This window comes from Wolbachia endosymbiont (group A) of Phasia obesa (genome assembly GCF_964028125.1).
GTDB classification, from domain to species: Bacteria; Pseudomonadota; Alphaproteobacteria; order Rickettsiales; family Anaplasmataceae; genus Wolbachia; species Wolbachia pipientis.
In genome coordinates this window covers 1101747-1114758 of record NZ_OZ034764.1, presented here as the reverse complement: position 1 = coordinate 1114758, position 13012 = coordinate 1101747, and the positions used below count along the sequence as shown (strand labels likewise).

At 35.2% G+C, this 13012-nt stretch carries 9 protein-coding genes; 5 read left to right on the top strand and 4 right to left on the bottom strand.

Translation table 11 applies throughout. The features are described 5' to 3' along the window. Positions 1-59: 59 nt before the first annotated feature. A complete protein-coding gene (serS, locus tag ABWU29_RS05580; protein ID WP_141457322.1) occupies positions 60-1337 on the top strand; it encodes a serine--tRNA ligase in 1278 nt (425 codons plus the stop codon). A gap of 34 nt (positions 1338-1371) precedes the next feature. Next, a complete protein-coding gene (gene purD, locus ABWU29_RS05575) occupies positions 1372-2643 on the top strand; it encodes a phosphoribosylamine--glycine ligase (RefSeq protein ID WP_015588772.1) in 1272 nt (423 codons plus the stop codon). 812 nt (positions 2644-3455) lie between these two features. Here the strand turns inward: purD and ABWU29_RS05570 are convergent. Further along, positions 3456-5666 (bottom strand): hypothetical protein, encoded by a 2211-nt coding sequence (locus tag ABWU29_RS05570; RefSeq protein WP_353280210.1) that lies wholly within the window; start codon positions 5664-5666, stop codon positions 3456-3458. Between the two features lie 449 nt (positions 5667-6115). On the opposite strand from ABWU29_RS05570, the gene ABWU29_RS05565 reads away from it, so the two are divergent. The 3 genes from ABWU29_RS05565 to gatC all read left to right on the top strand — a co-directional run bounded on the left by ABWU29_RS05565 (position 6116) and on the right by gatC (position 8555). Continuing rightward, the gene (locus ABWU29_RS05565) at positions 6116-6982 is read left to right on the top strand and encodes an ankyrin repeat domain-containing protein (protein ID WP_006280296.1); all 867 of its coding nucleotides are present in this window, start codon (positions 6116-6118) and stop codon (positions 6980-6982) included. A 303-nt stretch (positions 6983-7285) separates the two neighbouring features. Continuing rightward, complete coding sequence (locus ABWU29_RS05560; protein ID WP_015588775.1) at positions 7286-8212, top strand: ribose-phosphate diphosphokinase; 927 nt, start codon at positions 7286-7288, stop codon at positions 8210-8212. Beyond that, entirely contained in the window at positions 8202-8555 is a 354-nt protein-coding gene (gatC, locus tag ABWU29_RS05555; RefSeq protein ID WP_015588776.1) for an Asp-tRNA(Asn)/Glu-tRNA(Gln) amidotransferase subunit GatC, read from the top strand. Before ABWU29_RS05560 ends, gatC begins: the two co-directional genes overlap by 11 nt. A 41-nt stretch (positions 8556-8596) precedes the next feature. On the opposite strand, the gene ABWU29_RS05550 is transcribed toward gatC, so the two are convergent. From ABWU29_RS05550 to dnaJ, 3 genes are all read right to left on the bottom strand, one after another. Then, a complete protein-coding gene (locus tag ABWU29_RS05550; protein ID WP_015588777.1) occupies positions 8597-9859 on the bottom strand; it encodes a Tol-Pal system protein TolB in 1263 nt (420 codons plus the stop codon). Positions 9860-9864: 5 nt separating this feature from the next. Beyond that, on the bottom strand, positions 9865-11499 hold the full coding sequence (locus tag ABWU29_RS05545) for a ribonuclease J (protein WP_012673044.1): 1635 nt from the start codon (positions 11497-11499) through the stop codon (positions 9865-9867). Positions 11500-11830: 331 nt separating this feature from the next. Beyond that, entirely contained in the window at positions 11831-12949 is a 1119-nt protein-coding gene (dnaJ, locus tag ABWU29_RS05540; RefSeq protein ID WP_353280208.1) for a molecular chaperone DnaJ, read from the bottom strand. Between the last annotated feature and the right edge of the window lie 63 nt (positions 12950-13012).

Sequence of the window (13012 nt, the reverse complement as noted above, 5' to 3'; positions counted from 1 at the left end):
ATATATTGAATATTAAGAGCTTTTGGAGTACAGTAACAATGTTAGTAATAGCACAATATATGCACGATATAGAATATATACGCAAAAACCCTGAAGGATTTGAAAAGGCAATGAAAAGCAGGGGAATTAGAGAATCTACTGCGGAAGAGATATTAGAAATCGATCACGAGAAAAGATCATTAACCACTAAACTGCAGGATTTGAATAGGCAGCGCAATGAAATCACAGAGGAAATAAAAAAGCTTAAAATGAGCAAGAGCCCCTGTGAAGAGCAAATAGAGTTGTCAAAAAGCATCACAAATGAGATAGAGGCAATCAGCTTAAAAGAACAAGCAGAAAAGGATAAGTTAGTGAATGTTTTATCTAACTTGCCGAATATTCCTGCGCAAGATGTGCCAATAGGCGCAGATGAGAACTCTAATTTAGAGGTGAGAAGATATGGAGGAAAAAGACAGTTTGATTTTACAGCAAAATCTCATTATGAGCTCGGGGAAAAGTTAGGTTTAATGGACTTCGAACAAGCGGCGAGAATTTCCGGATCAAGATTTACGATATTAAAAGGACAGTTAGCTAAGCTTGGACGAGCGCTAATAAATTGTATGCTTGAAATGCATGTTAATGAATTTGGCTATACTGAGGTGTACCACCCGGCTTTGGTGAAAAACGAAGCTATGTATAATGTTGGTCAGCTACCGAAATTTTCTGACGATTCGTATTTAACTACCGACGAATTGAGGTTGATTCCCACAAGTGAAGTGTTTTTAACAAATTTAGTTGCTGACAAAATAATGGAAGAAAAAGAACTGCCTATTCGCTTTACTGCATATTCGGAGTGCTTTCGTAAAGAAGCAGGTAGTGCAGGTCGCGATACCAGGGGCATGATAAGGCAACACCAATTTGGTAAAGTGGAGTTGGTAAGCATCACAACTGAAGACCAATCAAATGATGAGCTTGAGCGTATGACGAGTGTTGCTGAAGAGATATTAAAAAAATTAGAATTGCCATACAGAGTAATGCTGCTTTGCAGTGGCGATATGGGTTTTGCTGCACAAAGGACTTATGACATAGAGGTATGGTTACCTGGGCAAAATAAATATAGAGAAATATCAAGCTGCTCAAATTGTGGTGCATTTCAAGCAAGAAGGATGAACGCTAAATACTCTTCAGAAACTGATAAAAAGATGAAAAAATATATTCACACTTTAAACGGCTCAGCTTTAGCTATAGGAAGAACGATTATTGCCATAATGGAGAATTATCAAAATTCTGACGGGTCGATTGCAATACCAAACGTGTTGCAAAAATACATGAGTAATGATACTGTTATAAGCAAATAATAATTTTGACATATAGAAAAGCGAGGAAATAAAGATGAAGGTTCTGGTTATAGGTTCTGGTGGGCGTGAGCACGCTCTACTTTGGGCTCTAAAAAAATCTCCTATCTTGACTGAGTTATATGTAACTCCTGGTCGCCAAGCTATGAAAGATCTTGGGGCTCTTGTGGATGTAAATATTCAAAATTCAGTAGATGTTACACAATTTTGCAAGAGAGAAAATATAGAGTTGGTTGTTATTGGTCCAGAACAACCAATAATTGATGGGCTTGCTGATGATTTAGTTGCAGAGGGAATAAATGTTTTTGCTCCAAGTCAAGCAACTGCAAAACTTGAGGGATCGAAGTCTTTCACCAAGGGACTATGTAAACGATATGGTATACCAACTGCCAAGTACGAGTGTTTTGTTGATGAAGGGTTAGCTAAAGATTTTGTACGTAGCAATAAAATAAAGTTTCCACTTGTAGTGAAAGCAAATGGAATTGCAGCAGGAAAAGGGGTGGTTATATGTAATACAGAAAGCGAAGCTTTTTCAGCAATAAATTCAATGCTAGTGGAGAAAAAATTTGGTGAATCAGGTGAAGAAATAATCATAGAAGAGTTTTTAGTTGGAGAAGAAGTAAGTTTTTTTGCTCTTATTGATGGGTTGAAAGTAGTAACTCTTGGGTGTGCAAAAGATTATAAGAGAGTTGATGAAAGTAATGAAAGCCAAAATACTGGAGGTATGGGGTCGTACTCATCACCTTCAATTATAAGTAAGGACATGGAGCAAAAAATTATCCAAAAAATAATATACCCTACAGCTCAAGCATTGGTTAACATGGGTACGTCTTATAAAGGAGTACTCTTTGCTGGTTTAATGATTTGCAAAGATAGCCCAAAACTTCTCGAGTATAACGTTAGATTCGGTGATCCAGAAACGCAATCTATATTACCTAGATTTGATTCAAATTGCGATTTGTTAAAATTGATGTTGTCAGTTGCAGAAGGAAAGTTAAATGTCAAAATGGTGGAACTTAACAACAAATCTACAGTTTGTGTAGTTGTTGCAAGTAAAGGCTATCCGGGTGATTATCAAAAGGGAGAAGTAATTAAAGGATTAGATAAGATTGAAAGCATTCCTGGTGTGTTGGTGTTTCATGCTGGTACTAAATTCGATGAAAGTGGTAACTTAGTTTCCGATGGCGGAAGAGTGCTAAATATAGTAGCAGAAGGGAGCACTATAGAGGAAGCCAAAAGTAAGCTGTACTCAGCATTAAATTTTTTAGAATGGCCAGGGGGCTTCTTCAGATACGATATCGGTAGTTAATGTTAGCTGTCGGTTAGCAGGTGGTTCACAGAAACGAAAAACTTCCTTGACAAACTCCGCCAGCCCCCTTATCATGAAACTGAAGCTATTGTATTTGCTTTCGCCAATCTGCAGATTAAAAGGTAAGGATTACTTAATGTATCGGCGTCTTATGTTCAATTTTTTGCAGTATATAGATACTGTATGTCTTTACAAAACTTCATCTACATCTAGATTTTTATCTAAATAAGCTGAACGCGCTTATAAAGCGTTACAAGACATCAAAAAATGCCAATACTCGACAGAGATAGTAAAAGACTAGCTAACTCGGGGATTCTTTGTCTTTTTTTCTGCTTGGTAAATTTCTTAAACATTTGCAGCGTAAGTTAGTTGCAATTAAAAGCAGCTTAATCTTGCTTGTCAAGCGTTTAAAACATAAAAAACGCCAATATTTTAAAGCGGATAATAACCCCAGGGCTTCTTTTGCCTTTTTTTTCATTTGGTAAATTTCTTAAATATTTATGGCTAAACGACAATCGTCATCCCGCTACTTGTTAGCGGGATCTAGAGATACCGCGGCGGTATGACGTAGGGAAACCTTTCTTGGGTTAGCTATAAAACTAATCAGCATCTTGTTTAGCACATATAAATTAAGTTTCACAAATATAGTGCTAAACCTTGAAAATATGTTATAGCTACTTCTTCCAATTTAGTGGTGGGTTTTGACAGTACACATGTTATTTTACTAGCTACCAACTCAAGTGTCACAGAAGTTGCAATCACTGCATTTATATTCTGTACTTTAACATTTACTCTACTTTCTATTAGAGGCTTTACCCCCCTACATCATTACGTACAGCAGTATGATTTATTTCATTTTTAGTTCCACTACTATGCTGCAACAAGATATCCCCATTAACTTTTATTTCAACATTTTTGTCACTACTACCATTGTTAAAATTTAATCCCTCATCTCTTCTACTTTGTCTTTTTTCTTTTAATTTTAATTCAGTTTCTCTTTCATCAAGTACGGAAACGGTAGGAAATGGGATGTGAGTTTTTTCCTGACCATCTTGATTTATAGCTCTTGTTGTATTAAAAGCTTCGTTGCTTTTACATGATATTGTATAAGTAAGTGGTGTGTAGATTTTTTCTTCACTATCTGGATATTTTATAGTTATTGTTGCATTAAGAATGTCTTTCAGAATATCGTTTTCTCTAGCTATGTCTAAAATTTCTTGAATAACTTTGCGATCATGTAATGCGGCAAGTAACTTATCAGTTACTTTTTGATTATTTTTATGTTTTATGGTTATTGTTGTGTTAAGAATGTCTTTCAGAATACCGTTTTCTTTAGCTACTCTTAACATTTTCTCAACAGCTATACTATCTTTACGTAGTATAGCATAAGCAAGTGGTGTGCAAGTTTCTTCCTGACCATCTGGATATTTTATAGTTGTTGTTGCGTCAAGAATGTCTTTCAGAATATCGTTTTCTTTAGCTACTCTTAACATTTTCTCAACAGCTATACTATCTTTACGTAGTATAGCATAAGCAAGTAGTGTAACAGTTACTCTCCGACCATCTAGACATTTTATAGTTATTGTTGCGTTAAGAATATCTTTCAGAATACTGTTCTCCTTAGAGATTTTTAAAATTTCTTCAATAGCTATACTATTTTCACGCAGTATAGCATAAGCAAGTAGTGTGTAAGTTACTTCCCGGCTATCTGAATGTTTTATAGTTGTTGTTGCGTCAAGAATATCTTTCAGAATACCGTTTTCTTTAGCTACTCTTAACATTTTCTCAACAGCTATACTATCTTTACGTAGTATAGCATAAGTAAGCGGTGCGCAAGTTTCTTCATGACCATCTGGACATTTTATAGTTGTTGTTGCGTCAAGAATATCTTTCAGAATACCGTTTTCTTTAGCTACTCTTAACATTTTCTCAACAGCTATACTATCTTTACGTAGTATAGCATAAGTAAGCGGTGCGCAAGTTTCTTCATGACCATCTGGACATTTTATAGTTGTTGTTGCATCAAGAATATCTTTCAGAATACTGTTCTCTTCAGCTGCTACTAGAATTTCTTTAATAATTTTGCCATCCTCCCAGAACATAGTATGAGCAAGTGGTGTGTAAGTCACTTCCCGGCTATCTAAATGTTTTATAGTTATTGTTGTGTCAAGAATATCTCTCAGAATACCGTTTTCTTTAGCTACTCTTAACACTTTTTCAACAGCTATACTATCTCTACGTAGTATAACATAAGCAAGTAGTGTGTAAGTCACTTCCCGGTCTAGATATTTCATGGTTGTTGTTGTGTTAAGAATATCTTTCAGAATACTGTTCTCTTCAGCTGCTACTAGAATTTCTTTAATAGCTTTGCTATCCTTCCAGAACATAGCATAAGCAAGTGGCGCGTAAGTCACTTCCTTGTTATCTGGATATCTTATAGTTGCTGTTGTGTTAAGAATATCTTTCAGAATACCGTTCTCCTTAGAGACTTTTAAAATTTCTTCAATAGCTATACTATCTTCACATAGTATAGCATAAGCAAGTGGTGTAACAGTTGCTCTCCGACCATCTGGATATTTTATAGTTGTTGTTGCGTTAAGAATATCTTTCAGAATACCGTTTTCTTTAGAGACTTTTAAAGTTTCTTCAATAGTTTTGCTATTTTTACATAATATGGCATAAGTAAGTGGTGTGCAAGTTTCTTCCTGACCACCTGGATATTTTATAGTTGTTGTTGCGTCAAGAATGTCTTTCAGAATACCGTTTTCTTTAGCTACTCTTAACATTTTCTCAACAGCTATACTATCTTTACGTAGTATAGCATAAGCAAGTGATATAATAGTTGGTTCTTTACCCCGATGTTTGCTTACTTCCGTAGTAAGAATCCTTTGTTTTTCCTTTTTAGATATTTTTTCTAGTTCTTCAGCAATGCTACTTTTTTTGCCTTTTATTTTTGATGCTAATTTTAAAATATTTTTTTCATCTTTCTCTTTCAATTTCGAATCGTTTACCTGATGAGTCATTTTTTTTCTCAAGGTCTTTCTTATTAAACTAAGTATAACATTTCCTCTCTTCGTGGTTATAATATTTGCTTTTATGAATCAGTTGTGTTGATAATGTATTAATTGCATAGTTCAGACATTGTTTTATAAAGCAAAATTTTAGTAGACCACCTTACAAGAACGTTTCTTGCTAATTCTGAATCCGAAAAAAGGACGCAGTAAAGTTATTTGTAAGGGAAGAATGAAACTTGTAGCTATAGCTAAACTGACTTACGATAATTTGAAAAACCGTCATCCCGCTGCTTGTTAGCGGGATCTAGAGATACCGCGGCGGTATGACGGTTCGCAGTGGTATGACGGTTCGCGGCGGGATGACGATAAGCTCGTCATCCCGCTACATTAATATTGTATTAATAAAAACTTAATAATAATCCTTAATAATATATGAACTAACATGTTCGCAATTTCGTATGACAGAGGAAACAAAAGATGGATATGCTTCCTTATATGTTGCAATTCAGGAAGGTAATATTGAAGCTGCAGAACTACTAATAAAGTGTGGCACAAACGTCAATGATCATTATGAACGCAATCGTACGCCACTGCATATTGCCATCGGACGCAAACAATTAGAAATAGCAAAATTGCTAATAAAAAATGGAGCAAACGTTAATGCAAAAACTCAAAATCATGGTAAAGATGATCTAACACCAATGCACTTTGCAGTTTTTGCAAATACGCCAGAATTTATAGAATTACTAGCTAGCCATGGTGCATTGATTAATGAAAGAGAAAGCACCGAAGGGTATACTCCTCTTCACTTTGCTGCTTTGTATGGGAACAAAAATATAATACAAGCCTTAATTGATAAGGGACAAGATATTGAAGATGTGGACAATAATGGGCGAACAGCTCTGTTTTTAGCTGCTAGGCAGTGCACTGAAGCAGAAGATGATAGCAGAATAGAAATTATCAAGTATTTGATAGACAAGCTCAAAGCAGATGTAACAAAGAAAGACAATAATAACAATGCAGTACTCTTTCCTGCCGCTAATAATTGCCCTGGAAAAGTGGTAGAATTCATCATTGAGCAATATATAAAAATCTTTGAGTTAGAGAATTTTATCAACCACAAAAATAATGATGGAATGGATGCTTTGGATATTGCGCTGAATAGTGGAAACGAAAAAGCTATTGAAGTATTAAGATCATATGGAGCAGATATCAAGAATAAGGTAGATGGTAGCATTCAAAAAATTACTGCAGAAAAACCAAGTAGTACCCTAGACAGAGCAGAAAGTGCAGAGGTAGCACCTCCAATTAAGCAAAGAGTATAAAACTTTTTATAAAGCGATTATAAATTTCAGTAAGTTGCAGAGGCTCTACAATGGGAAGTGTAGTATGTTAGCAGATACAAATGACTAGATAAATTATATTTCATTAAAGTCATTTATCTTGAAACATAAGCAGGATTTTGTATAGTTGTTTCAATTTGGGTCTGTATATTGAAACAATGCGTGAAAATGACAGGTCATTGTACAAGAGATACCTAATTCGCCGACAAGAATACTAGATAAAGAAACTTACATTTCAATTATTTTACAATTTCTGTATAATCTTAAAAACTCAATTAGTGCGTTATGAAGATAATAATAGGTAATGCTAGTAAGGAATTAGGGGAATCAGTAGTTAACCGGCTAGATGTTCAACCATCCTCTGCTTGGATATCAAAGTTTACCGATGGCGAGGTAAATGTAGAAGTAGCAAATGATCTGTATAATCAAGAAGTATACATAGTACAATCTCTTTCTCCCCCTGTGAATGATAACCTTATGGAGCTTCTGCTTATAATTGATGCAGTAAATAGATTAGGAGCCAAAAGGATAGTAGTAATTATTCCTTATTATGGATATAGCAGACAAGATAGAATTATCAAAAACAATAATATGCAATCTGCTTTAAGTGCTAAATTAGTTGCAAATCTTATTCAAACTGCAGGTGCAAGTAGTGTTGCAGTTATTGATTTGCACTCAAGTCAAATTGAAGGATTCTTTGATGTACCGGTAACTAATTTGAACTGCTTTGAAGCATTTGTTGACTCTATAAACACGGAAAATTTGGCAATTGTTGCACCTGATGTTGGGGCAATTGGCAGAGCACGTGCTTTTGCGAGGGCTTTAGAGGAAAAGTACAAGATAGGGTTAAGTGATAAGATTATTGTAGTAGATAAATATAGGGAGAAAGCAGGCACATCTCAAGTAATGAACATAATAGGAGAAGTTGCAAACAAAAATTGTGTCATTGTTGATGATATAGTTGACTCTGGTGGAACGTTGTGTAATGCAGCTCTTGCTTTAAAAAGTTACGGAGCAAAGTCCGTAACTTCATGCATCACACACGGTGTGCTTTCAGGAAGTGCAGTTGAGAAAATCTCTTCCTCTTCTTTAGATAAATTAGTGATTACGGATACCATACTTCACAAACTTGAAAAAACTGGTAAAATAGAAGTTGTTTCGGTTGTAAATATTTTAACTCACTTCATCCAAGGAGGTAGAAATGCCAGCTAAGTCAACAGAAGACGTTATTACTTCACTAATAGAATTTGCAAATAAGAGAAAAATAACAATTACCAAGGAAGAAATGCTTAAAATTGCACAGCTTGTAAGGATTAAGTTATCAAATGACGAGATTGATCACTACTCCAAAGAACTGACAATGCTGGATTGGATACACGATACTTTATTGCAAGTTAATACTGAAGGTGTTTCTCCTATGCGTTATGGCAGCATAGACAAGGACATTCATGTACGCGATGATGTTATAAATTCTCAAAACATTAAAAAAGAGATATTGTCCAATACAAAACCTGAGCATGGGTATTTTGTAGTGCCAAAGGTTATAAGCGATTAAAGTAAAATAAGGCTCATATCAAACCTATAATAGATCTACTTTCAAAAATAAGACCAATCCGGTAAAGAAGCATTTGTGGGAGTGGAAACCATTTTTTGATTTTTCTTTACTAAGTCTACTAAATATAGTTTAGAGTTGCTTGGTGATTCTGTTCTTGTAAAAATGATTTCTCTACCATTTGGTAGCCATGCCGGGGATTCAATTTTATGCCCCTCTGAAAGCAGACGTTCTTCTTTGCCATCTGGCTTCATAACTCCTATGTAAAATTTTCCTGACTGAATCTTTGTAAAAGCTATCAGATCTCCTTTTGGCGACCAAACAGGCGTAGCATATCTTCCACTTCCAAAACTAATTCTTTTAGGTTTTTTACTTTTGTTAGTAAAATCGATAACGTACAGTTGCTGACTCCCACTTATATCAGAACTAAAAGCCATATACTTTTGATCTGGAGAAAAAGAGGGAGAAGTGCTTATAGCTGAACCTTTAGTAATTTTTTTTGTTCGTTTACTACTTAAATCCAAAGATAATATATTCGTTTCACCACCCAATGAGTGGGAAATTAAAAGAGATTTACCATCGGGAGAAAATCTTGGTGCAGAAACAACTCCTTCAAATGCGCTGATTATTGATTCAGTGTTATCTTTTAAATTTTTTAATATTATATAACTTTTACCATTTGCGTACGAGATATAAACAATACCCTTTCCATTTGGTGAGAATCTCGGTGTTGACACAAATCTATCGCCATTTGTTAAGTATTTTATATTACTTCCATCTTGATTCATCACAGCAATTTTACGCACAGATTTGTAGTTGCTATCTTTTTCTTCAGCGATATACGTGATTTTTGTGTTGAAGTGCCCTTTCTCACCAATTAATCTATCATGTATCACATCCGAAACGAGGTGACCAATTTTTCTCCAGTCTTTTGCTGGAAAAACAACTGACTGAGTAAGTAATTCTCTTTTTGTAAAAGTGTCAAATAAACGAAATGATAGCTCTAATGCACTACCAGATATTTCGCTTAAACTTACTGTGACTACAGTATCGCTTTTCCAAGATTTAGATTCAGCTTCCGCGCCACGTTTTACATTAAATAAGCCACAATTAGATAAATTTGTTCCTATTACCTTTGCAATATTTTCGCTTAATTCGCTTTCCAACGCTGTTTTACATGTACATTTAGATACAACAAGACCAATGTTACCAACACTGCTTTTTTTTATATCAACATATAAAGCAGCTTTTGTAAAATAAGGAATAAATAACGAAATAAATAACACCAGATGAACGAATAGCTTCATTCATTTCATACCTGTTCTATCTGAACCTCAATTATAGGCCTTTTTAGTAAATATTCCTTTAAGATACTCAATATTGAACTTTCAATCTTATTTTTAATTTTTTTTGTTGGCTGCAAACTAAACAACGACTCAACTTTCTTGACAATTTTCTGTATGGTAGCTGCATCTTCTAGCACTTCAAAAACACCAGGTACAAATACTTTTGGTTTAGCAAGCAATTTATTTTTCTTGTTTACAACTGCTGTTACCACAATAACTCCGGCATCTCTCATCCTTTTACGCATTTTTATAACACTGCTCTCCGGATGACGTAGCAGCATACCATCAATACCAAAGTAGTCAACATCAATTGAATCAACTTTTTCTCCGTTCTCCAAATTAACAATATCACCTGGTGCAATCATTATTGCTTTTGCCACACCGCACTCTTTAGCAAATTTTACATGTGCATGCGTGTGAATATATTCGCCGTGAACTGGAATAGACATCTTCGGTTTTATTAAAGAATACATTTCCTTTAGCTCTTCTCTTGTTGGATGCCCAGAAGCATGAACATGCTCTGTTTTTTCAGTAATAACTTCTACCCCCATCTCAATAAAGGCATTGAGCATGTTGTGCGCACGAGTTTCATTTCCAGGAATGATTTTTGACGAAAAGATCATGGTATCACCTTGCTGCATTTTAAATGCTTGATGACTCTTAGCAGCAAGTCTTGCGGTAGCTGCCAGTGGCTCACCTTGACAACCTGTGCAAAGTAGCACCAGTTCTTCCCTTGGAAAATTTACTGCTTCCTTTGCTTCAAGAAACTGAGGAGAATCAGTTAAATAACCACTATCTTGCGCAACTTTCACTATTCTCCATAAAGATCTACCAAGTAAAACTACTTTTCTATTTAGTGCTTTTGCAGCTTGGCTTATCGTTTCAATTCGTGCCACATTTGAAGCGAATAGCGAAACAGCAACTAATTTTTTAGACCGCTTTATTATGTTATAAATATTATTATAAATTTCACCTTCTGACTCAGGGTGATGCTTGCTTAATATATTGGTTGAATCGCAAATTGCTGCAAGCAGGTCACCTTTATCGCCAATTTCTTTTAGACGCTCCATATTAGAAGTTAATCCAACAACAGGTTTTGGATCAAATTTCCAGTCTCCGGTATGGAGTGCACTACCCATTTCAGTGCTAATTAATATTGAATTTGCCTCAGGAATTGAATGAGTTACATTTATAAACTCGACGGTAAAAGGACCCAAATTTATGCTGCCATTTATGTCTACCTCTTTTACAGGCACTATACCTTCCAATCGAAATTCTTTTAGTTTTTCTTTAAGAAAATTAACCGTAAACTTTGTTGTATATATGGAGCACTGCAACTCTTCCCACAAGTGGGGCACTGCACCGCAGTGGTCCTCATGTGCATGTGTAATTATTATTCCAAGTAAATCTTTTTTTCTTTGAGCAATAAAATCTATATCAGCAATGAGCAGCTCAACACCTGGCATAGTTTCATCTGCAAAACCAACACCAAGGTCGATCATAATCCACTTACCTTGGTAATGATATAGGCTAACATTCATCCCGATTCTTCCTACTCCCCCAAGCGGAAGAAATAAAAACTCATTTTTGTTTATATTCATTAAATTTAAATTATTAAAACCTGAGAATAGCAAAACTTCGACCTTAAATAAAGAAATTTATTGCTTTTACATAGTTTTATAGCTAACCCAAGAAAGGTTTCCCAACGTCATACCGCGATTTATTCGCGGTATAGATTCCGCTAACGAGTAGCGGAATGACGAATTTGTTGTTTTTCAAATTGTAGGTAAACCTAAGCCACTTTGGCTATAAGGAGCTAAGAAGTTTCTATTGGCTAATTATTGTTAAGTTTTCCATGAGTGAGATCAAAAAATTGCAGGATTAAATGAAAACCCGTAAACAGTTACCCCTTTATGTCATTTAGCAGATTTCTTATTTTTTTTTTACTTTACTAAAAAACCCTTCAGATTGCTGTTGTACACTTGCATTTTCCTCTTCTTCAAGCGCTTTTAATAGTTCAATTTGCTTTTTAGTTAAATTTTTTGGATTTAAAGTCTCAACTATTACCTGTACGTATAAATCACCACGAGCATGTGAGTTCATATATGGCATACCCTTTTCCCTACAACGTAGTTTGGTACCAGTTTGAGTGCCTTCAGGGACCTTTACTTTTATTTTAGCTCCATCAATTGATTGAATATCGATTTCACCACCAAGCACTGCTAGTGTCATTCTTATAGGCACTTTACAGTGTAAATCTGCTTTATTTCTAGCAAAGATTTTATGGAAAATTATTTTCACGTATACGTATAAATCTCCACTTTTTCCACCTTTTGTTCCAGCTTCTCCTTTACCACTTATCCTTACCTTAGCTCCTTCTTCTATGCCTTTTGGAATTGAAACGGATATATTTACTTCATCTCTTCTACGTCCACTTCCACCACATTTCTTACATTTGTTTTGTATTATTTCTCCTTCCCCATAGCATGTAGTACATGTTCTTTCGATGGTAAAAAAGCCTTGTTGAGTTCTAATCCTACCGCTTCCCTGGCATGTGTGGCACTGAACTGGTTTAATTGCTCCTTCGCCACCTGTGCCTTGGCATGTATCACATTTTACATTTGTCACATAATGTATAGGCGCTTGTATTCCTTTAAATGCATCTTCTAAGGTAATTTCAAGATCATAACGTAGGTCTGCTCCAGATACTCCTGTTGTACTTCTTTTTGCTCTCGATCTACTTGCACCACCACCGAATCCTCCACCAAAGAAGTCATTGAATATGCCGCTAAAATCTCCTGCAGAGCTAAAGCCTTGAAATCCACCAGAAGCACCTTCGTGGCCATAACGGTCATAGCCTGCCCTTTTCTCAGAGTCAGACAGAACTTCATATGCAGCTGTTACTTCTTTAAATTTTTCCTCTGCTTCTTTATTGCCAGGATTTCTATCAGGATGATATTTTAACGCTAATTTTTTATATGCTTTTTTTATCTCATCAATATTGGCATTTCTGCCTACTTCCAGCAGATCATAGTAGTCTTTTTTGCTCATATATAATAGTTTAGTGTTTAACCTTTAAAGATAGGTATTACATATATTAATTTCAAGTGTGAC

What these genes read in the sequence shown, in the direction of transcription:
- ABWU29_RS05570 (WP_353280210.1), bottom strand. Translation starts at nt 5,666, where the DNA reads ATGACTCATCAGGTAAACGATTCGAAATTGAAAGAGAAAGATGAAAAA.
- ABWU29_RS05545 (WP_012673044.1), bottom strand. Translation starts at nt 11,499, where the DNA reads ATGAATATAAACAAAAATGAGTTTTTATTTCTTCCGCTTGGGGGAGTA.
- ABWU29_RS05550 (WP_015588777.1), bottom strand. Translation starts at nt 9,859, where the DNA reads ATGAAGCTATTCGTTCATCTGGTGTTATTTATTTCGTTATTTATTCCT.
- ABWU29_RS05560 (WP_015588775.1), top strand. Translation starts at nt 7,286, where the DNA reads ATGAAGATAATAATAGGTAATGCTAGTAAGGAATTAGGGGAATCAGTA.
- gatC (WP_015588776.1), top strand. Translation starts at nt 8,202, where the DNA reads ATGCCAGCTAAGTCAACAGAAGACGTTATTACTTCACTAATAGAATTT.
- serS (WP_141457322.1), top strand. Translation starts at nt 60, where the DNA reads ATGCACGATATAGAATATATACGCAAAAACCCTGAAGGATTTGAAAAG.
- purD (WP_015588772.1), top strand. Translation starts at nt 1,372, where the DNA reads ATGAAGGTTCTGGTTATAGGTTCTGGTGGGCGTGAGCACGCTCTACTT.
- dnaJ (WP_353280208.1), bottom strand. Translation starts at nt 12,949, where the DNA reads ATGAGCAAAAAAGACTACTATGATCTGCTGGAAGTAGGCAGAAATGCC.
- ABWU29_RS05565 (WP_006280296.1), top strand. Translation starts at nt 6,116, where the DNA reads ATGACAGAGGAAACAAAAGATGGATATGCTTCCTTATATGTTGCAATT.